We start from the raw sequence: 19678 nt of genomic DNA on the forward strand, positions 1-19678 counted from the left end.
GGCAGGTAACCACACCGGTCGGTATACTCGCAGTGCACCCACGAGGAGGTCCCGTGCCCGTCCCCACCGTTCTCGACGACGTGACGCCGTCGGCCCTGCGCCCGGTGCTCGCGCCCCTGCCCGCACTGACCGAGGCGGGCGACCGGCTGCTCACGGCGGCCTCCCAGCTCTTCTACGACCGCGGCGTCCGGGCCGTCGGCGTCGACCTGATCGCCGACACCGCCGGGACGACGAAGAAGACGCTCTACGACCGGTTCGGCTCCAAGGACGCCCTCGTCGCGCTGTACCTGCTGCGCCGGGCGCACCGCTGGCGCGAGCACCTCGCCGCCCGGCTGACCGAGGGCGGGCGGCACCCGGTGCTGACGGTGTTCACGGCCCTGGAGACGTGGATGGGCACGCAGCACCGGGGCTGCGCCTTCGTCAACGCCTACGCCGAACTCGGTGGTGGGCCGGGCGCGCAGGACCACCCGGCCGTCGCGGTGGTCCGGTCCGAGAAGGCGTGGATGCGGGCCCTGTTCGACGACCTGACGGGCGAGGCGGAGCTGGGCGGTCGCGTGCACCTCGTCTACGAGGGGGCTCTGGTGCTGCGCACCGCGGGCGGCGACCCGGACGCGATCGCCGCCGGCCGGGACGCCGCGGCGGCGCTGCTGGCCGGAAGGTCCGACCCGCCGCAGCGGTTGTCCCCGGCATGAGCACCCGCGAGCACCTGGAACCCGGCCCGGACCACCCGATCACCGTCACGCCGACCGACGGGGAGGTCGTCGTCCGCGTCGGCGACACCGTCGTGGCCCGCACGACGTCGGCCCTGACGCTGCAGGAGGCCGACTACCCGTCGGTGCAGTACGTCCCCCTCGCCGACGTCGACCCGGACGCGCTGCAGCCCAGCGACACCCGCACCTGGTGCCCCTACAAGGGCGAGGCGTCGTACTGGTCGCTGACCGCGAACGGCACGGACCTGGCCGACAGCGTGTGGGGGTACCCGGACGCCTCGCCCGCGGTCGGGCGGATCGCCGGCCACGTCGCCTTCTACCCCGACCGGGTGTCCGTCACCGTCGGGTGAGGTGTGCCCGGCGGGGTTCCGGTGACGTGTGACGCCTCAGGACACCGGCGAGCGCTGGGGTCACCCGGCGCCATGGTCCGCCCTGAGGACCGGGCGGGCGGCGGGGCCGCGCGGAGAAGCGTTCGTCGTCGAGGTGACCCAGTGGTCGCCGCAGGTGACGTCGAGAACGCACAGCACGAGCTGTTGCGTTGCGTTCCGACACCCATCGCGTCCCTACGGGTGTCAGGACGTCACACACCGCGCGACCGTGGACGTCGCCTGTCTCCCACCGGGCGAGGCGCATCCTGATCAGGTGCCCATGCTGATGGTCAAGACCGGCCTGACGCGTTGGCGCACGGGGACCACCTCGATGCGCGGGGGCGGCTTGGACGACTTCCTCGACGGTCAGCACGTGGGGTTGCACAACGTGATCGTCCACCGCCCGATCCGCCTGCCCACCGCTGTCGGTGAGCACCTGGTGGAGGTGCGTCAGACGGGGACACGGGGCGGGTGCGCGGTGACGGCGCGGCTGTCCTTCGACGTACCGGAGGACGGGGTGCAGCGGGTGATCGTGCAAGCCCGACCGGCGCGTCGGTCGTGGGTCTCGTCCGCGAACGTCATCGACGACATCGGGATCAGTCCTCGACCGAAGGCGTGATCTCGCGGGTGACCGGTACGTCGCCCCGCAGGGCGCCTCGAGCGATGGCCCCGGTCGGGCGCGACGAGCGTGCGTTCCGACGTCATTCGCCGGCGTCCTCCAGGAGACGTTCGGCGGCGCGCCGGAGCTCGGGCAGGTCCTGGGTGACGGTGGCGGTCACGATGGAGTGGGTGGTGTCGAAGTAGCGGTGGGCGAGGAGGTCGCGCATGCGGGCGATCTCCGACCAGGGCAGGTCCGGCTCCTGGGCCAGCACCTCCTCGGGGACGGCCTTGACCGCCTCCCCGATCTCGATCAGCCGCACTCGGACCGCGTCGAAGACGAGGCCGTCGGACAGGTCGCCGCGGCGGGTGTGGGCCTCGATGGCGTCCAGAGCCGCCAGGACGTCCAGCAGGCGCTGGCGGGCGGGCCGGCTCACAGGAGCACCAGGTCCGCTTCCACGTTCGCCCTCACGCCGGGTTTGAGCCCGTCGTCGGGGACCAGGTCGACGGGGACGCCGAGGAGGTGTTCGAGTTCACGGCGCAGGCGGCCCAGCGCGAACAGCCCCGTCCCGGCCGGGACGTCCACGAGCAGGTCGACGTCGGAATCGGGACGTTCGGTACCTCGGGCGGTGCTGCCGAAGACCCGCACGTGGTGCACGCCGTGAGCGGCGGCAATCGCCGTGACCTTGCGTCGGTTCCGTCGCAGACGCCGACCCAGGGGCCCGGACAGCGGGGCGTTCAACGGGGAGTCGGCGGCGACCAGTGAGGCCTCGAGCAGGTGACCGCTGGCGCGCAGCAGGTGCAGCAGGACGGGCACGGAGGGTTGGCGCTGCCCGGACTCGTAGGCGCTGATGACGCTCTGGGTCACTCCAGCGCGCTGACCCAGCTGCGTCTGGGTCAGCCCCGCACGAGCGCGCGCTTCCTTCAGCAGCACCTGGGCGGACTCGACGATGGGCACGCCTCAACATAGCGGATCGTCGATGAGCATGCCTGGCGCGAACGCACTGGGACCGGCCTGGCCGCGACCTCCATGGCCCTGCAGCCGGCCCCACTACGGAGTGAGCCGGCGACGGTTCCCCCGGGGGTCAGCGATGTCCGGACCCGGAGTGGGCGCCGCTGTCCTGCGGCGGGACACCAGTTCCCGTGACGGCGTGCACGAGCGCGGTCTTCGGGTAGTCGCCGGCGGCGCTCGGCGGCGCGGTCTCGAAGAGGTCGACCATGAGCTGCAGGGGCTGGTCCAGCACCTGCGCCGAGGTGAAGACCACCTCCTCGTCGCACGCCACGACGACCCCGCGGGCGTCCCAGCGTGCCGACCACGTGTGCGGCCGCCCCGCCCCGACGGGGACGGTCACCTCGGTCATCTCGGTGCGCAGCCGCGGGTCGTGGTGGGCCTTGATCCCGACCCGGGCGGTCGTGGCGTCGGTGGTGACGGCGTCCGCGTCGACCTCGGCGAGGCAGATCTCACCGCAGTCGCGCTCGTCGAGGTGCTCGGTGCCGACGAGCCAGACCGCGAGCATGCAGCCGGGGTCGAGGCTCGCGGTGACGGTGACGTCCACCTGCCCCGACCGGGGCGCCCACAGGATCCGCTGCGGCACCGGGGTCCGGACCACGAGGCCGTCCGGGCGGTGCCGGTGGGTCCCGCGGGTGGAGCCGACGGGGCCGCCGAACGTCGCCGTCTGCAGGTTCGACACCCGCAGGGGCGCGTCCTCGGGCCGCCAGTCCGGCTGGTCGGCGTCGATCCGCAGCCGCAGCCCGGACGGGCCGACGTCCCAGCGGGCGCGCGAGCGCTCCGCGGTCGTCCACTGCGGCAGGTAGTGGTCGACCCACCGGTCCGGATGCGCTGCACCGGAGCGGAAGTCCTCCACGAACCCGGCGCTCGCCGGGTCCAGCCGGGGGAGCCTCCCGCTCACCCCTCCTGGACCTCGTGACCGTCGGCGTCGTCGCTGCGCTCGCCCCCGCCGCTGGTGAGGTGGTGAGCGGCGACGACGAGCGGGAAGTGGCTGAACGCCTGCGGGAAGTTCCCGAGCTGACGACGCGAGACGGGGTCGTACTCCTCGGCGAGCAGGCCCACGTCGTTGCGCAGCGACAGCAGCCGCTCGAACAGCGCGCGCGCCTCGTCGCTGCGTCCGATGCCGTGCAGGGCGTCGACCATCCAGAACGAGCACGCGAGGAAGACGCCCTCGGACCCCGGCAGCCCGTCGGAGGACTCCTCCGTGCGGTAGCGCAGGACGAACCCGTCCTGCGTGAGGTCCCGTTGGATCGCCTCGACGGTCGCGACGACCCGGGGGTCGTCGAAGGGCAGGAACCCGACGCGCGGGATGAGCAGCAGGCTCGCGTCGAGGTTGTCCGAGCCGTAGCTCTGCGTGAAGGTCCCCGTCGTCGGCGAGACGCCGTTGGCCAGGACGTCGGCGCGGATCTCCTCGCGCACCCGGCGCCAGCGCTGGACCGGGCCGGGCAGCCCGAACTCCTCGACGCTGCGCACCATGCGGTCGGCCGCGACCCAGGCCATGACCTTGGAGTGGGTGAAGTGGCGGCGGTCCCCGCGCATCTCCCACAGGCCGTTGTCCGGTTCCTGCCAGCGCGCCTCGAGGTGGTGCATGAGCGCCTTCTGCAGGTTCCAGGAGTCGTCCTCCTTCTCCAGCCCGGCCTGGCGGGCGAGGAAGAGGCTGTCGAGGACCTCGCCCCAGACGTCGAGCTGCAGCTGCCCGGCGGCCTCGTTGCCGATGCGCACCGGCGAGGACCCCTCGTACCCCTTCAGCCACGACAGCTCCATCTCCGGCAGCCGTCGGGTGCCGTCGAGGGCGTACATGATCTGCAGGTCACCCGGGTCGCCCGCGACCGTGCGCAGCAGCCACTCCCGCCAGGCGCCGGCCTCCTCGAGGTGGCCCGAGAGCAGCATGGCCTGGAGCGTGTAGGTGGCGTCGCGCAGCCAGCAGTACCGGTAGTCCCAGTTCCGGGTGCCGCCGAGCTCCTCCGGCAGGGACGTCGTGACGGCGGCCACTATCCCGCCCGTGGGCGCGTACGTCATGGCCTTGAGGACGACGAGGGACCGGGTGACGGCCTCCTCCCAGTGCCCTTCGACCGTCTCGGCGCGGTTCCAGTCGCGCCAGAACTCCAGGGTGTCCTCGAGGGCGTGGAAGGGGTCGGGCCGGTGCGGGGCCTTCTCGTGGCTGCGGCCCCACGTCAGGACGAAGGGGACGCGCTCGCCCTCGCGGACGACGAAGTCGGACACGGAGCTGAGGTCGCGGCCCTCGACCGGGGCGGTGGTCCAGAACCACACCGAGTCCGGGCCGGCGACGGCCTCCAGCTCATCACCGCGGCGGCGCACCCACGGCACGATCGAGCCGTAGTCGAAGCGCAGGGTCAGCTCGGAGGTCATGCGGACCTCGCCCTCGAGGCCCTCGACGACGCGGATCACGTCGGGGTGGTTGCCGCGCGGCGGCATGAAGTCGGTGACGCGGACGGTGCCGTCGGGGGTGTCCCACTCGGTCTCCAGGACCAGCGAGGAGCCCCGGTAGCGACGGCGGGTGCTGCGGGCGCCCCCGCTCGGGCCGAGCCGCCAGCGTCCGGCGTCCGGGGTGTCGAGCAGGGCCGCGAAGCACGCGGGTGAGTCGAAGCGGGGGAAGCACAGCCAGTCGATGGACCCCGTGCGGTCGACGAGCGCCGCGGTGTGGAGGTCACCGATGAGCGCGTAGTCCTCGATCTTGGCCACGTCGCCATCTTCCCCCGTGCGGAGGGTCTGCGTGACCAGATCGCCCGCGTGTCAGCGCAAGTGGCCCTCGGTGACCGAGCGCAGGTGGCCGGTGGAGACGGAGCGCAGGTGACCGGCGGTGATCGTGACCTTGACGGCCGGGGTCTTCACGGTGACGGCGACGGCGGGCTTGGCGGAGGTCTTGACGGGGGCCTTCACGGCGGCCGAGGCGGCCGAGGCGGAGGCCGCCCCACCCAGGAGCAGCGCGCCCGAGACGAGGACGGCGGCGAACGTGCGGTGCTTGGTCACGGTGGTGCTCCCTCTCGTTCGTGCGTCGAGACGGTGCGTCACCGACACTCCAGGCATCGGTCCGCATTCCAGCACGCTTGAGGCGCAGATGGGTAGTCTAGAAGCTACTCTCCGTAATCTTCTAGAGCATTTGAGCGACTCCCGGGCGCCCGGGTCGGGCCGACACCGGGAACGTTCGCAGAGGGTCAGGCGAAGACCAGCTCCATCTCGAGCTCCTCCTCCGTCGGGTCCAGCACGTACGGGACCCGCAGCCCGTTCTCGACGAACCCCCGGCGACGGTAGAACGCCTGGGCCCGCACGTTGCGCTCGTGCACGTGCAGCTTCATGCCCGACGCGCCCGGGGCGGTCCGCGCCCAGGCGAGGACCTCGGTGAGCAGCCGGTCCGCCAGCCCTCCGCCGCGGTGGGCGGGGTCGACGAAGACGGAGACGAGGAAGACGCCCTCGACCGGGTCGGTGTAGGCGCCCATCGTGCCGACCCACCGGTCCGCCGAACCGCCCGCCTCCTCGACGCCGACCACCGTGAAGCTGCCCGGCAGCCAGGTGCGTCGCACCCGGAACCGCCACTCCGCCTCGTCGAGCGTGCGGGCCGTCTCGAGCGTCTCGGCGTACGCCTCGGGGGTGTCGGCCAGCATCCGCAGCCGCAGGTCGCGCCAGCGCTCCCACTCGGGCTCCACGGGCCTGCGCACCTGCACGGTCACGCCCGGCAGCCTACGTCTGGCGGTGGGCCGCCCTGCGTGACAGGCTCACCGCGACAGACGATCGGATCCTCGACGACGAGGCGGTGGGCCGTGAAGCGACGCGTGGCCACGATGACGACGGGCGCGGTGTCGCCCCTGGACGAACTGGAACTGCGCCACGACGGCCACCGGGTCGAACCCGTCGCCGGAACACGCGCGGCCGACCTGGACGTCCGCCGGGTCCTGTTGTGGTGGAGGGGTTTCGAGCACCAGATCCGCACCCGCGCCGAGGAGCTGCACGGCGTCGGCCCGGAACTCGAGGACGGTGCGGCCGCGGCCGACGCGGTGCTGCGCGAACGGACCCCGGAACTCGCCGGCGACGTCTTCGCCGCCATCGCCGTGGGGTTCGGTGCGACGCCCGGCCTGCCGGCGCTCCTGGCCCCCTGGTTCGCCGAGTTCGCCCGGTCGTGCGGCCGCGTCGTCGGCACCCGGGACCTCGCGGACGGGGCCCGGGCGGGACTGGCGGCCGTGCAGCGCGCCGGCGGTCCGGCCCCGGGCGCGGGTTCCCTCGTCGACGCGATGGCCCCCGCCGTCGACGCCCTCGCGGGGGCGGACGTCGCCGACGTCCCGGCCGTCGCCGCCCTCAACGCCGCCTACCGCGCGGCCGCCGACGGCACCCGGCACACCGTCGTCGACGGCACCGTCGATCCGGGGGCGCTCGCCGTGACGTGGTTCTTCGAGCGGGGGACGGTCGTCTGACGCCTCACGCGGCGGTGTTCTCCCGCAGCGGTTTCGACAGGTAGTCGCTGGGGTCGGCGTGCGGCCGCGACCCGCCGTCGTCGAGGAGCTCGACCCACTCGTCGACGACCGGGCCGCCGTCCCAGAGGCGGTAGCCGAGCCGCTCGTACAGGCGCCGGGGTCCGGGGTCGTCGGGATCGACGGCGAGCCCGATGCGCTGGTGCCCGTCGGCGCGGGCGAGGGAGTCGGCGAGGCGGAGGAGCGCCGTCCCGGTGCCCTGCCCCTGCGGGAACGCGGCCAGCGCGTTGACCTCGGCGCAGCCCGGCCAGCGCTCGCGCACGGGTGCGTACTTCGACTGCGCCGTGAGCGAGGCCCGCCCCACGTTCACGCCGTCCCGCCAGGCCAGGAGGTAGTGGCCGCTCCCCTGAGCTTGCACGGCGAACCGCTCGCGGTGGTGGTGGGCCAGGTGCCGGGAGGTCTCCCCCGCCAGCAGCACGGCGAGGTCGTCCTCGGTGCACACGTCGACGCGCAGGCTCACCCGGGCGACGGTACGGACGGGACGTCGCGGTGCCCAGCGGGTTTCGTCGTCGGGGACGCCGCGGCAGCAGACCGGGTCGGGACGCCGACAAAGGTGCTTGCACCTTGAAGGAAACCGGCGTACCGTCGTCTCCAGGCAGTTGAAGATGCAAACACTTCTGGAGGACACCATGGGCTGGTTCGGCGGCAAGGACAAGAACAGCGGCACCACCACGATCGAGGCGCCGGCGCAGACCGGACTGCCCGCGGTTCCCGGCTACCAGGCCGGCACGTGGACGATCGACGCCAGCCACTCCGAGATCTCCTTCACGGTCCGCCACATGGCGGTCAGCAAGGTCCGCGGCCGCCTCGGTTCGGTCTCCGGCGAGATCGTCACGACCGACGAGCCGGGCCGGTCCGCGGTGACCGCCGAGGTCGACGTCACCACCATCACGACGTTCAACGAGCAGCGCGACGGCCACCTCAAGACGGGCGACTTCTTCGCCGTCGAGACCCACCCGACCGCCACCTTCCGCTCGACGTCCCTCGGCCACGACGGCGACGACTTCGTCCTGACCGGCGACCTGACCCTCAAGGGCGTCACGCGTCCCGTCACCCTGACCGTCGAGGTCTCCGGTTTCGGTCCCGACGCCTACGGCGGCACGCGCGCCGGGTTCTCGGCCAAGGGCCAGATCAACCGCCGCGACTTCGGTGTCGAGTTCGACGCCCGCCTCGACAACGGCGGTCTCGTCGTCGCCGACAAGGTCGACCTGGAACTCGACGTCGAGGCCGTCCTCAACGCCTGACCGCGACGGCCGTCAGCGCCGGGGGACCACCCGGCTCAGCACGGTCGACAGCATCGCCGCCCGCGGGGACGTGGCCATCAGCGCCAGGTCCTCCGCGGGCGTCGTCGTCCCGTCGAGGAAACCCAGCACCCGGTGGACGGGGTTGCGGCGGAACAGGTCCACGAAGAACGACGCACCGTCGATCCGACCCGACGTCAGCGCCTCCAGGACGAGGGAGTCCATCAGCAGGTGCCGCCCCCGGTGCGGCGGCGGCAACGTGAGCCCCCGCGGACCGTGCCGCGCGACCTGCGCCACCAGCGCGTCGGCCTGCCGTTGCAGCGTCGTGAACGAGTACCCCGTGGACGGCCGGATCGACCCGGCGTTCGCCCCCCACCGCAGCACCCCGGGTTCGGGGGAGGCGGGGAACCCCGCGTCCGTCATGGGGATGACGCCGCGTTCCTCCGACAGCACCTCGTGCGGTCCGGTCCCGCTGCGCTGCAGGAACTCCCCGAGCCGCTCGCGGTACTGCGCGTCCGTCAGCAGGTGCGCGGAGAACTCCGTGTACTCCACGAGCGCCTCGGTCGGCGACGTCGGCAGCACGTACCCGAACGCCACCCCGCCGGCCGGCTGCGGCGTCCGGAAGTCCATGAGCGTGGCCGTCGCGGGGTCGAACACAGGACGTTCCGCGCGCACGCGGTACCCCAGGAAGTGCTGCCACAGCAGCGTCCGGCCGTCCGTCGGGACGGGCACCGGCCGGGTGTCCACGGCGGGCGACGGCGGCCGTCCCTCCAGCACCCGCTCGTGCACAGCGACCCCCGCCGCGGCGAGCTTCGCCCGGACCGCGCGGTCGAGGTCGGCGGAGTGCAGGCTGCGGTAGCGCCAGGACCCGAGGTCGGCCGTCACGACGGCCCCGTCGGGCGCGACGAGCCGGATGCGCGGCCAGGACGCCGCCACGAGGGCCCCGAACGGCCCGGGACCCGCCGGCCCCCACGTGCTCCACGTGCGGTCGGGGCTGCGGACGTCGGCCGCGGCGGGTGCTTCGACCACCTCGAACGGGACCCCCGCGTCGACCATGCGCCAGGCGAGGCTGGCCCCGGCCGCGCCGAGCCCGACCACGGTGAGTCTGGCCTCCCCGTGATCCACGGGCCTAGTGTTCGGCACGGCTTCCACACACACCGGAGGGACGGGCCATGAAGATCGTCAACGGGTTCAAGGACTTCATCCTGCGGGGCAACGTCATCGACCTCGCGGTCGCCGTGGTCATCGGGGCCGCGTTCTCGGGGATCATCAACAAGGTGGTCGAGGGGCTCATCAACCCCATCATCGCGGCCATCGGCGGATCACCGAACCTCGACGGCGCCTGGGTGATCCCGCTGCGCACGATCGACGGCGAGACGATCGGCATCCAGGTGGGCACCATCGTGGGCGCTGTCCTCAACTTCCTCATCATCGCCGCCGCGGTCTACTTCATCATCGTGATCCCCGTGAACCGCCTGCTCGCCCTCCGGAAGAAGGGGCAGGTCGCCGAACCGAAGGCTCCCACCGAGGACATCCTCCTGCTCACCGAGATCCGCGACCTCCTTGCCCGGCAGACCGGTGGCACCACCCCGACGCTCGACACCAAGTAGTCACGAGGCGCTCCGGGACGGCCCTCGACCGGTTTCAGCGGTCGAGGGCGTCCCGTCCCGGAACCGGTGCGGCGACGACCCGCCCCTGGGCGACCGTCGTCAACCAGCGCACGACGTCGGCGGGTGGCAGCGGGCGGGCGTGCAGGTACCCCTGCGACTCGTCGACGTCGAGGCGGTGCAGCACCGCGCGGGTCGCCTCGTCCTCGACGCCCTCCGCGACGACGCGCAGGCCGAGGCGGTGCGCGAGCGCCACGGTCGCCTCCACGATCTCCGCGGTCCGCGGTTCGCTGAGGACGCGGATCGTGAACGCGCGGTCCAGCTTGAGCTCCGTGGCGGGCAGGTCGGTGAGGTACGCGAGCGAGGAGTACCCCGTCCCGTAGTCGTCGATGCTCAGCTGCACACCCCGCCGCGTGAGCGCGTGCGTGACCTCCAGCGCGAGGTCGGGGTCGGCCATGAGCGTCGTCTCGGTGACCTCCAGCACGAGGCGTCCCGGCGTCAGACCGCTGTGCGCCAGCACCTCGTCGACGAGCGGCAGCAGCTCCGGGTGCGCGAGGCAGCTCGCGGAGACGTTGACCGAGATCCGCAGCGGCACCCCGTCGTGGCTCCAGCCCGCGGCCTCGGTGGCGGCCCGGCGCAGGACGTGGCCCGTGAGCAGCTGCATGAGGCCGAGCTCCTCGACGAGGGGCAGGAACACCAGCGGCGGCAGCAGCCCGCGGGTCGGGTGCTGCCAGCGGACGAGGGCCTCCACGCCGACGACGCGACCGCTCGTGAGGTCGATCTGCGGCTGGTAGTGCAGGACGACCTCGCGGCCCATCCGGCCGTGGCCGGAACGGACGAGCCGGCGCACCTCGTCCGCGAGCCCGGCGCGTTCGCGCAGCCGCGCGTCCACCTCGGAGTCGTAGACGCTGACGCCACCGCCGGCCGTCTTGGCCGAGTACATGGCGGTGTCCGCCTGGCGCAGCAGGCGGTCCGGGTCGACGGCCCCGGCCAGGCCGGAGCGGACCCCGACCGAGATGCCGATCTCGGCGTCCGTGACGACGGCGTCGTGGACGGCGCGGCCGATGCGGGCGGCCTGGCACTCGTCGCGGCCCGGCAGCAGGACGGCGAACTCGTCGCCCCCGATGCGCGTCAGCACGGCGTCGGCGGGCAGCGCCTTCCGGGCGGCCGCGACGACGCGGCGCAGCAGGTCGTCGCCGGCGTGGTGGCCGTGCCGGTCGTTGACCTCCTTGAAGTGGTCGACGTCCAGCAGGAGCAGCGCGGCAGACCGACCGTCGTCGACGAGGACGTCGAGCTCGCGCAGCAGGGCCCGGCGGTTGCCCGTGCCGGTCAGCTCGTCGGTGAGGGCCTGCTGCCGGGACTCGGCGAGGTGGGCGAGCTCGCGCACGAGGTGCACCATCCGCACGCTGATCCCGAGGATCGCCGCGATCGCGTACCAGGAGACCTCCCACCCGCCCTCGTGGTCGTTCAGCCCGAGCGCGGCGACGGCGACGGCGAGCACGACCAGCGCGCCGATCGCGGGGGCCTGGCTGGTGGCCGCGACGGGCGTGGTGCGGCGGGGCAGCGTGGACGCGACGGCGACCGCGACGCAGGCCGCGGTCCAGCCGGTGAGGGCCCGGGCCCCCTCCACCTCGTGCAGGCCGTGCCCGCGCAGCCCTGCACTGAGGACGATGAGGCCGGCGAGGGTGAGCAGCACCAGCCACATCCGCGGGTCCCGGACCAGGCCGCCGATGACGGCCACCGCCGCGCACGTGCCGAGCAGGATGACCAGGCAGGCCACCGTGAGCATCCACACCTGCACGCCGAGCGTCGGCCAGGTCGGGGGCAGGATCCCGAACCACTGCTGCGCGACGAGGCCCGCCGCCGTCAGGGCCAGGACGGCGCTGAGGCCGTTGAGCCAGTCGCCGGGGTCGGAGACGTACGTGCGGAAGCGGTTCCACCGCACGAGCCCACCGTAGACGAGCGGTGAGGCGGCGACGACCGTCACGCCCTGCAGGGGGCCCGGCCAGGAGTCGGTGACCGCCCCGACGACGGGGGCCACGGACAGCACCGCCACCGCGGCGGCCCACCAGCGCCAGACCGACGCCTCCCGGCGGCCGGTGAGCAGCAGCACGGCGATGGCCGCGGCCTGCGCGACGCACAGCAGCACGTGGCGGACCGTCCCCGTCCCCGACAGGACCGCGGCGAGCACCGTCAGCACGGCGGCGGCCGCGACGACGCGCGCGGCGACCGAGGTGTGACGGGGGTTCACCCACGAGGCATCGGCCGCCGCAGGCCCCGACTGGCTGCGCCGTTCGGGTCGGGGATGCGCTCTCCCGCCCCGCGGGGGTTCAGCGCAGGTGGAGCACGCGCAGGGTCCGCAGCCGGTTCAGCGCCGCCGCCACCTCGTGCCGACGCGGGACCGCGACGTCCGCGGGCGCACCGTCCGTCCACTGCGCCGTGGGGCCGGCCAGGTCCACGTCGAGCCGGTCGAGCACCTCCGCCAGCGACCGCTGACCGTCGAGGTGGCCGGCCGCGACGGCGTGGTCGAGCGCGAGACCGGCACCCGTCACCTGCCCCGGGTCGGTGAACTGCCGGACGGCCCGCACGTCGACGTCCTGCTCCCCCAGGCGCAGGGTGTCGGTGCCGACGGCGGACACGCGCCGGCGTCCGCGGGCGGTGGTGTCGACGCTGCGCGGGTCCGGGACGCGGCCCCGCACGGGCGGGAACGTGCCCGCCTCGGCGACCCGGCCCGTGGGGCGGGCGGCGACCTCGCGGGCCCGTCCGGTGACGTCGCTGCAGCGGTAGGACTCCAGCAGCAGGACGCGGTCGGCGACGTCGAGGTAGTCGCCGCTGGAGCCCACGACGAGCACGGTCGACACCCCGTGGTCGTCGGCGAGGGACCGGACGAGGTCGACGAAGGGGTTCAGCGGTTCGGACGCCTTCGCCACGAGCTCCTGCATGCGGGCGTCGCGGACCATGAGGTTCGTCGCGGCCGTGTCCTCGTCGAGCAGCAGCACGCGCGAGCCGGTCTCCAGCGCCTCCAGCGTCGCGGCGGCCTGGGACGTCGACCCGGACGCGTCGGCCGTGGAGAAGTCCCGCGGGTCGACGCCACCGGGCAGCCCGCTGACGAACGCGCCGACGTCGACGCGGGTCACGGCCCGGCCGTCCTCCGCGCGGACCGCGACGGCCCCGGGGTCGGTGACGACGAGTTCACGGCCGTCGCCGGGCACGTGGTCGTGGACCCCGGCCTCCAGCGCGCGCAGCAGCGTGGACTTGCCGTGGAAACCCCCGCCGACGAGGACGGTCACGCCCCTCGGCAGGCCCGTGCCCGCGGTCCGGCCGCGGTGGGGCAGGTCGACCTCCACGCGCAGGGACGGCGGGGAGGAGAACGGGACGGCCCCGGGCAGGGGACGGTCGTCGACGCCGCTGGCCCGCGGCAGGACCGCGCCGTCCGCCACGAACGCGACGAGCCCCAGCCCCGGCAGCTGCGACCGCAGGTGGTCGGCGTCCTCGACGGCGTCGCAGAACGCGCGGGCCGTGTCGAGGTCCACCCCGAGGACGTGACGCGCGACGACGTCGGGCAACGTCCCGGCGAGGTCCGCGGCGGCGCTGCGCCCGTCGATGCGGCGCCGCGGCCCGGGCAGCGGGTAGGCGAACCGCAGGACGACGGACCCGTCCGCGGCCACCTCGCAGCTGCTGCGCTGCACCACCTCCTGCCCTCCGGCGTCCACGCGGAACGGCCCCCGGGCCGCGCGGGCGGAGCGAGCGAGGAACGAGGCGAGGGCCCGGCGGCGGACCGGGGAGACGAGGCCGAGGCCCGCGAACGGCGTCCGCGGGCAGTGGACCTCCCACCGCGAGGGCGGGGCGAAGGGATCGGCCTGGCCGTGCCGCAGGGTCGCCGTCGCGCCGTCCCGCAGCGGCCAGGGTCGGCCGGTCAGCGTCCGGTACCGGGCGTACGGCGCTCCGTCGAGGCGTTCCAGGGTGTCCTGGAGGGTGTCGCGAGGTCCGGCCACCGGGGCACCCTACGCAGCGTCCGTCCGGGTGGCCCACGTCAAGTCCTGGCCTCGGGTACCGATGCTCAGACGATGACGGACGTGACGGTCGACGGGGGCGAGGACACCGCCACCCTGTTGCGCCGTTCCGAGGAGGCGCGCACCCGCGGGGAGTACCGCGAGGGGCGGCGCATCGCCGAGCACGTCGTCGTGCGGGCCACGGCCGAGGGCGACGACTGCGCGCTCGCCGAGGCGTTGCGCCTCGTCTGCAACCAGGCCGTCCGCCTGGGGGACCTCGAGGACGCGGCGCGCGCGGGCGCGGAGGCCTTCGTCGTCGCCGACCGCGTCGGGGACGTGCCCGGCCAGGTCGAGGCCCTGAACCTGCTCGCGTTCTCCTACCTGCAGCTCGCGCTGTTCGACGAGGCGCTCGACGCGATCGAGCGCAGCACCGCCCGCGTCGTGACGCTCGTCGATCCCGACCTGCGCTCGGCCACGTTCAACCGGGCCGGGACGATCCGCTCCGCGATGGGCGACTTCGACGACGCCGGGGAACTGTTCGAGCGGGCCACGCGGGAACTGTCCGGTCAGGACGTCTCGAGCGAGACGCGGTTCTGCCTACTGACGAACACCGCCGACCTCGTCCTGAACCGTGCGTACTCGGGGGGCCTCGTCCCGGCCGAGGACCTGCGGCGCGGGGTCGAGCGGTCGTGCGAATCGCTGGTCCTGGCCGAGGAGGTGGGGAACCCCTACCGGCAGGCCCTGACGTTGCTCAACCGCGGCAGCCTCACCACCTACCTCGACGACCCCGTCCCCGCGACCCGCGACCTGGAGGCCTCCCGGGAACTGTCCCGCGCCCACGGCTACCGGAGCCTGGAACTCGGCGTCCTCGAGGCGTACGCGATGGACGCGCTGCGCCGCAAGGACTTCGCGGCCGCAGCACCGTTGTTCGACGAGGTCGCGCGGACCGCGGACGAACTCAACGACGCGACCGTCCTCGTCCGCGCCCAGGAACTCCTGGCCCGCTGCCACGAGGAGCTCGGCGACTTCCGCGGCGCGCTGGAGGCCTACCGCCGGTTCCACGAGCTCGAGACCCGGCAGCGCACCGAGACCGCCGAGGTCCGCGCCCGGTTGCTGACGCAGACCGTGGAACTGCAGCAGTTGCGCTCGCACGCCGAGACGCTGGACCGGCAGGCGCACGAGGACACGCTGACGGGACTGCGCAACCGCCGGTCCTTCGACGCGGCGCTGCCCGCTCTGCTGGCCGGGGCGGGCGACGGCGACCGCGTGTGCGTCTGCCTCCTGGACGTCGACCACTTCAAGGTCGTCAACGACACGTTCGGCCACGGCGTCGGCGACGAGGTGCTGCGCCGGCTCGGCGCACTGCTGCGCGAGGACGTCCGGCAGCAGGACCTGCTCGCCCGCATCGGCGGGGAGGAGTTCGCGCTCGTCTGCGTGCTGCGGGGCTCCGCGTCCTCCGGCGGCCTCGTCGACGGGGTGCGACGGCGGCTGGACCGGGTGCGGCGCAAGGTGGAGCAGGCCGACTGGGGTCAGACCGCGGACGGGCTGCACGTGACCGTCTCCCTCGGCGCGGTCGTCGCCGTCCGCCCGGACCCCGGCAGCGGCACCGAACTCCTGCGCCAGGCCGACCAGCTGCTCTACGCCGCCAAGGCGGCCGGTCGCAACCGCGTCGTCGCGCGCCCGCTCAGCCGCTGCTGAGGACGTCCTCGAGGCTGCGCGGTTCCCGGCCCGTGACCGTCCGGACGGCGTCGCTGACGGAGGCGAGTTCCCCGGCCGCGATCGCCGTGTACGTGCTGACCCAGCCGTCGACCATCCACCGCGGGGCACCGGACCCGGCACGGGAGGCGTAGGCCTCCTCGACGGTCTCGTCGACGAACTCGACCGGGATCCCGCGGACCCGCGCGATGGTCGCGGCCACCTCTGCGAACGAGAGGGCCTGCGGCCCGGTGAGGTCGTAGCTGCGCCCACCGTGCGCCTCGTCGAGCACGGCGGCCAGGGCCACCTCCGCGACGTCCGCGCGCGCTACCGCCGAGACCCGGCCGGTGCCGGCCGGACCGCGCAGGGCGCCGTCGCCGACGAACTCCGGCAGGACGTCGAGGTAGAAGTTGTCGCGCAGGAACGTCGTGGTGAACCGCGCGGCGGTCAGCAAGTCCTCCGTCGCCGCGTGGTCGCGGGCGAAGGTGAAGGTGCTCGTGGGGGACGCGCCGAGGAACGAGGTGTAGACGACGCGCCGCACCCCGGCCGCGGCGGCCGCCTCGACGACCGTGCGGTGCTGGTCGAGGCGGTCGGCGTGCTCGGCGCCGGAGACGAACAGCAGGACGTCGGCGCCGTCGAACGCGTGGCGCAGCGCCTCGCCGTCGTCGTACGTCGCGACCCGCACGTCGGCGCCGTCGAGGTCGGGGGCGCGGCGCGGGTCCCGGACCACGAGGCGCTGCGGGGCGCCGGCGGCGGACAGCCCGCGGGCCACCCGGCCCCCGACCTGGCCGGTGGCGCCGGTGACGGCGATGAGTCCCATGGGGCCACCCTCCCACCGCGGCTCACACGGCGCGGGGTGTGGTGCGCGCGAACTCCTGCACCTGCGCGAGGTCGAGGATCCCGGCGTCCGAGCCCAGCCCCGTCGCGACGAGGCTGCCGCAGGCCAGGCCCCGTTCGGCGGCCGCGTGCAGGTCGAGGCCGTCGAGCAGCCCGGACACGAAACCCGCCGTGAGTGCGTCGCCGCAGCCGGTGCTGTCGACCACGTCGACGGCGTACGCGGGCAGGACCGTCCCCGGTTCCCCGCGCCGGGCCACGTGGACGCCCTCGCCGCCGAGCGTCAGCAGCGTCGTGCCGACCCCGCGGTCGTGGAACCACGCGGCGATGTCGTCGTGGGCGTCCTGGCCGGTGATCCAGCCGGCCTCCTCCACGTTGGGCAGGAGGTAGTCGGTGTGCGGCAGCACCGGGGCGAGCAGTTCCTGCGCGTCGGGGCGGGGGCTGGCCAGGAGGTCGACCGTCGTCGTCAGCCCCAGCTCCTTCGCGCGGCGCAGGATGCGGCCGGCCGGTTCGCCGTCGACGCCGGGCAGGACGAAGAGCCCGCCGAGGTGGAACACCTGCGCCCGGGCCACCACGTCCCACGGGACGTCCTCCTCGCGCAGCCCCGCGTTCGCGCCGATGACGTGCAGCGCCGGGCGGGACCCGTCCGCGCGGATCGGCAGCAGGCTCGCCGACGTCTGCAGCTCGGGGTCGGTGACGAGGTGGGAGACGTCGACGCCGTAGCCGGTCATCGTGGTGCGGACGAACTCACCGATGGTGTCCGCGCCGACCCGTCCCACCGTCGCGACGTCCACCCCGAGCTTGGCGAGGTTCACCGACGGCGCCGCCGCGGTCCCGGCCACCGTGAAGCGGATCTGCTCGAGGATCGCGAGCTGCTGCCCCGGCGGGACCTGGGTGAACGGCCAGCCGAGCGCGTCGGCGATGTGCGCCCCGAAGGAGACGACCTGCGGCATCGAACGTTCCTCCCGTCCCCGACGGTCCCCGACGACCGCGCGTGATCACGCAGTCTCCGAGGTCGGCCACGCCCCGCGCAACCGGCTGCTCACCCGTGCACGCCTGTGGACAGCCGCCCCTCCCCTGTGGACGACGGGCCGTGCGGGGTGGGGCTCGTCGTCACGACGGGCTCATAGGTTCGGCCCTTCGTCACAACGATCCCGACCCCCTGCGCGCCGGACGTGACGGTGCGCGAGGCGGGGTGACTCACCGTCGAGGCGGGCCGGAGGGGTCAGGGGGCGAGGACGACCACGACGGCCGGGTCCGCGCCGTCCCAGCTGGCCGTCAGCGTCTCCCCCGCGGGCACCTCTCCTCCGAGCACCCGCAGGACGAGCAGGCGACCGTGGCCGGTGTCGACCGTCGTCACCGTGCCCTCGGTACCGACCCTGACGTCGGTGACGGACGGGGAGTCGGCCGCGGACCCGCTGCCCTGGGCGAACCCCTCCTTCGTCCTGGGCTCGAAGCGCCCGTCGACGGCCGTCCGGAGGTCGGCCTCGTGCCCGCCCGTGGCGATGGCGCGGCGCGTCGTGTCCGCCCAGACGGGGTCGCCGACGGCGTCGTACACCCACCGCCGCCCCAGCACGGAGTGGTCCATCTCCGTCACGAGGAACTCCTCGGCCCCGGCCAGGGGCGCACCGCGGTAGGTCAGCGGGACGGTCAGGACCGTCCCGTCGCCCGTGCGGACGAGGAGCGTCTCGACCCCCACCTCACCGGCCGGGTCGTCGAACCGGAACCGCCCCACGACGACGGCCTCCCCCTCGGACGCGGGCGCCCAGGGCTGCGACGGCAGCCAGGCGACGACCGCCTCGCGCTTGGTGGGGGTCAGCGTCGCGCGGTGGATGACGGCCATGGCCCGAACCTACTCGCGGGACTCACGCGGGGAGTTGGCCGTAGACCCGGCCGACGGGCAGGCGCACCACCCGGCGCCGGTCCCGCACCATCGCCCGGCGGTAGTCGTCCCAGTCCGGGTGCTCGCCTGCGAGCGCCCGGTACAGGTCGACGAGTTCCTCGACGGCCTCGTCGTCCTCGCGCTGCGCGACGGCGGACAGGCTCGCGTCCCCCTCGACGACGACCCAGCTCCAGAAGTCGTCGCTGGTGACGTGCAGGCTGGCCCGCGGGTCGCGTTCGAGGTTGCGCGCCTTGGCGCGGTCGGCGGTCACCGAGATCCGGACGAGCCGGCGGACGGGGTCGTAGTGGTGGGTGACGTTGGACAGCTGCGGTCGGCCGTCGCGCTTGAGCGTCGCGAGGACGCTGTTGCGGGTCGAGCCGACGAGGTCCAGGAGGGCGTTCTCCGTCGTGACGTCTGCCATGGGGGTGCAAGCCCCGGCCGTCCCGGGTTTCTTCCGCCCTCGACACGACGGCTCGCCGCTGCTGCACTGGGCCGGGTGTCCGACACCGCCGTGACCGGTCTCCCCCTGGCCCGCCTGCACAAGTTCGTGCTGCGCCCCGGTGACCTCGTCGACGTCGACGGCGCGCTGCAGGACGACGGCGGGACCGTGCTGCTCCTGCCGTTGGGTGACGACGACGGCCCGAAGGCCGGCGAACCCGTCGGCGCCGGCGTCCCGATCCGGCTCCCTGCGGACTCGACGGCCGCACCGGCGGAGGTGGTGACGGTCGTCGGTCAGTGGACGGGCACGGAGATCGTGGCGGCCTACGTGCAGACCGCACCCACCCCGCGGACGCTGCGCCGACTGACGCGGACCCGCGCCCGCGAGCCCCGCCTGCCTCGCCCCCCGGCGAACGAGGGGCGCGCCGCGATGGACTTCCTCGTCAGCGACGACGTTCCGGACGGGCTTCTCGTCGCCTTCGGCAGCGAGGTCCAGGAGGACGGGTCGGACCTGGAGCTGGCCTGGTTCACCCTCGTCACGCCACCGGTGGCAGAGCGGCTGGTGGACGTTCCGCCCGAGCAGCTCGCCGTCGACGTCTGGCTCGTCCCGGCCCGACCGTCCTGAACGTCAGTGCCCGCCCGGGTGCCCGCTGGAGATGACCCGGCCGCCGTCGCCGTCGCTGTTCGGGACGAAGTTCCCCAGCGGCATCCGCGGGGGTTTCCGGCGATCGGCCACGACGAGCGAGACCACCCCCCACACCCGGCGCAGCACGCGCAGGGCAAGGGGCGATCGGCGCTGGGGGGAGTTCTCGGTCACGTCC

23 protein-coding genes are annotated in these 19678 nt (G+C 74.0%); 8 read left to right on the forward strand and 15 right to left on the reverse strand.

What is annotated here, in order from left to right; genetic code table 11:
- The first annotated feature begins 53 nt into the window (after window positions 1-53).
- The 3 genes from AB1207_RS20850 to AB1207_RS20860 all read left to right on the forward strand — a co-directional run bounded on the left by AB1207_RS20850 (window position 54) and on the right by AB1207_RS20860 (window position 1697).
- Window positions 54-692, forward strand: coding sequence for a TetR/AcrR family transcriptional regulator (locus AB1207_RS20850; RefSeq protein WP_367640451.1), 639 nt, complete (start codon window positions 54-56; stop codon window positions 690-692).
- Window positions 689-1060 (forward strand): DUF427 domain-containing protein, encoded by a 372-nt coding sequence (locus AB1207_RS20855; protein WP_367640452.1) that lies wholly within the window; start codon window positions 689-691, stop codon window positions 1058-1060. Before AB1207_RS20850 ends, AB1207_RS20855 begins: the two co-directional genes overlap by 4 nt.
- Window positions 1061-1352: 292 nt before the next feature.
- Window positions 1353-1697 (forward strand): hypothetical protein, encoded by a 345-nt coding sequence (locus AB1207_RS20860; RefSeq protein WP_367640453.1) that lies wholly within the window; start codon window positions 1353-1355, stop codon window positions 1695-1697.
- 82 nt (window positions 1698-1779) lie between these two features.
- Here AB1207_RS20860 and AB1207_RS20865 read toward each other — a convergent pair whose 3' ends face one another.
- From AB1207_RS20865 to AB1207_RS20890, 6 genes are all read right to left on the reverse strand, one after another.
- Complete coding sequence (locus AB1207_RS20865; protein WP_367640454.1) at window positions 1780-2112, reverse strand: HepT-like ribonuclease domain-containing protein; 333 nt, start codon at window positions 2110-2112, stop codon at window positions 1780-1782.
- Entirely contained in the window at window positions 2109-2633 is a 525-nt protein-coding gene (locus AB1207_RS20870; protein WP_367640456.1) for a nucleotidyltransferase domain-containing protein, read from the reverse strand. Before AB1207_RS20870 ends, AB1207_RS20865 begins: the two co-directional genes overlap by 4 nt.
- Window positions 2634-2760: 127 nt before the next feature.
- Entirely contained in the window at window positions 2761-3585 is an 825-nt protein-coding gene (locus AB1207_RS20875; RefSeq protein WP_367640457.1) for a hypothetical protein, read from the reverse strand.
- Entirely contained in the window at window positions 3582-5387 is a 1806-nt protein-coding gene (locus AB1207_RS20880; protein ID WP_367640458.1) for a glycoside hydrolase family 15 protein, read from the reverse strand. The genes AB1207_RS20875 and AB1207_RS20880 overlap by 4 nt, the downstream gene beginning before the upstream one ends.
- Window positions 5388-5438: 51 nt before the next feature.
- On the reverse strand, window positions 5439-5675 hold the full coding sequence (locus AB1207_RS20885; protein WP_367640460.1) for a hypothetical protein: 237 nt from the start codon (window positions 5673-5675) through the stop codon (window positions 5439-5441).
- Between the two features lie 185 nt (window positions 5676-5860).
- Complete coding sequence (locus AB1207_RS20890) at window positions 5861-6373, reverse strand: GNAT family N-acetyltransferase (RefSeq protein ID WP_367640462.1); 513 nt, start codon at window positions 6371-6373, stop codon at window positions 5861-5863.
- A 90-nt stretch (window positions 6374-6463) separates the two neighbouring features.
- Between AB1207_RS20890 and AB1207_RS20895 the strand changes: the two genes are divergently transcribed.
- Window positions 6464-7111 (forward strand): DAK2 domain-containing protein, encoded by a 648-nt coding sequence (locus tag AB1207_RS20895; protein WP_367640463.1) that lies wholly within the window; start codon window positions 6464-6466, stop codon window positions 7109-7111.
- A gap of 4 nt (window positions 7112-7115) precedes the next feature.
- On the opposite strand, the gene AB1207_RS20900 is transcribed toward AB1207_RS20895, so the two are convergent.
- Complete coding sequence (locus AB1207_RS20900) at window positions 7116-7628, reverse strand: GNAT family N-acetyltransferase (RefSeq protein WP_367640464.1); 513 nt, start codon at window positions 7626-7628, stop codon at window positions 7116-7118.
- Between the two features lie 145 nt (window positions 7629-7773).
- On the opposite strand from AB1207_RS20900, the gene AB1207_RS20905 reads away from it, so the two are divergent.
- Window positions 7774-8412: a YceI family protein gene (locus AB1207_RS20905; RefSeq protein ID WP_367640466.1), complete on the forward strand. Its 639-nt coding sequence runs from the start codon at window positions 7774-7776 to the stop codon at window positions 8410-8412.
- Between the two features lie 12 nt (window positions 8413-8424).
- Here the strand turns inward: AB1207_RS20905 and AB1207_RS20910 are convergent, their stop codons facing one another.
- Window positions 8425-9534, reverse strand: coding sequence for a lycopene cyclase family protein (locus AB1207_RS20910; RefSeq protein ID WP_367640468.1), 1110 nt, complete (start codon window positions 9532-9534; stop codon window positions 8425-8427).
- 47 nt (window positions 9535-9581) lie between these two features.
- Between AB1207_RS20910 and mscL the strand changes: the two genes are divergently transcribed.
- Complete coding sequence (gene mscL, locus AB1207_RS20915; RefSeq protein WP_367640469.1) at window positions 9582-10019, forward strand: large conductance mechanosensitive channel protein MscL; 438 nt, start codon at window positions 9582-9584, stop codon at window positions 10017-10019.
- A 34-nt stretch (window positions 10020-10053) separates the two neighbouring features.
- On the opposite strand, the gene AB1207_RS20920 is transcribed toward mscL, so the two are convergent.
- Complete coding sequence (locus tag AB1207_RS20920; RefSeq protein WP_367640470.1) at window positions 10054-12267, reverse strand: putative bifunctional diguanylate cyclase/phosphodiesterase; 2214 nt, start codon at window positions 12265-12267, stop codon at window positions 10054-10056.
- A gap of 79 nt (window positions 12268-12346) precedes the next feature.
- Window positions 12347-14011, reverse strand: a complete 1665-nt coding sequence (locus AB1207_RS20925) for a P-loop domain-containing protein (RefSeq protein WP_367640472.1) — start codon at window positions 14009-14011, stop codon at window positions 12347-12349.
- Window positions 14012-14083: 72 nt separating this feature from the next.
- On the opposite strand from AB1207_RS20925, the gene AB1207_RS20930 reads away from it, so the two are divergent.
- On the forward strand, window positions 14084-15706 hold the full coding sequence (locus AB1207_RS20930; RefSeq protein WP_367640474.1) for a tetratricopeptide repeat-containing diguanylate cyclase: 1623 nt from the start codon (window positions 14084-14086) through the stop codon (window positions 15704-15706).
- On the opposite strand, the gene AB1207_RS20935 is transcribed toward AB1207_RS20930, so the two are convergent.
- From AB1207_RS20935 to AB1207_RS20950, 4 genes are all read right to left on the reverse strand, one after another.
- Window positions 15693-16523 (reverse strand): SDR family oxidoreductase, encoded by an 831-nt coding sequence (locus tag AB1207_RS20935; protein ID WP_367640475.1) that lies wholly within the window; start codon window positions 16521-16523, stop codon window positions 15693-15695. The genes AB1207_RS20930 and AB1207_RS20935 overlap by 14 nt on opposite strands.
- A 22-nt stretch (window positions 16524-16545) precedes the next feature.
- On the reverse strand, window positions 16546-17490 hold the full coding sequence (locus AB1207_RS20940) for a carbohydrate kinase family protein (RefSeq protein WP_367640476.1): 945 nt from the start codon (window positions 17488-17490) through the stop codon (window positions 16546-16548).
- Window positions 17491-17762: 272 nt separating this feature from the next.
- Window positions 17763-18380: a CG0192-related protein gene (locus AB1207_RS20945; RefSeq protein WP_367640478.1), complete on the reverse strand. Its 618-nt coding sequence runs from the start codon at window positions 18378-18380 to the stop codon at window positions 17763-17765.
- A 22-nt stretch (window positions 18381-18402) separates the two neighbouring features.
- Window positions 18403-18840, reverse strand: coding sequence for a PPOX class F420-dependent oxidoreductase (locus AB1207_RS20950; RefSeq protein ID WP_367640479.1), 438 nt, complete (start codon window positions 18838-18840; stop codon window positions 18403-18405).
- A gap of 75 nt (window positions 18841-18915) precedes the next feature.
- On the opposite strand from AB1207_RS20950, the gene AB1207_RS20955 reads away from it, so the two are divergent.
- Entirely contained in the window at window positions 18916-19482 is a 567-nt protein-coding gene (locus tag AB1207_RS20955; protein WP_367640481.1) for a hypothetical protein, read from the forward strand.
- Window positions 19483-19485: 3 nt separating this feature from the next.
- Here AB1207_RS20955 and AB1207_RS20960 read toward each other — a convergent pair whose 3' ends face one another.
- A complete protein-coding gene (locus AB1207_RS20960; protein ID WP_367640482.1) occupies window positions 19486-19674 on the reverse strand; it encodes a hypothetical protein in 189 nt (62 codons plus the stop codon).
- Window positions 19675-19678 lie beyond the last annotated feature (4 nt).

Source organism: Kineococcus endophyticus (genome assembly GCF_040796495.1).
Lineage (GTDB): Bacteria > Actinomycetota > Actinomycetes > Actinomycetales > Kineococcaceae > Kineococcus > Kineococcus endophyticus.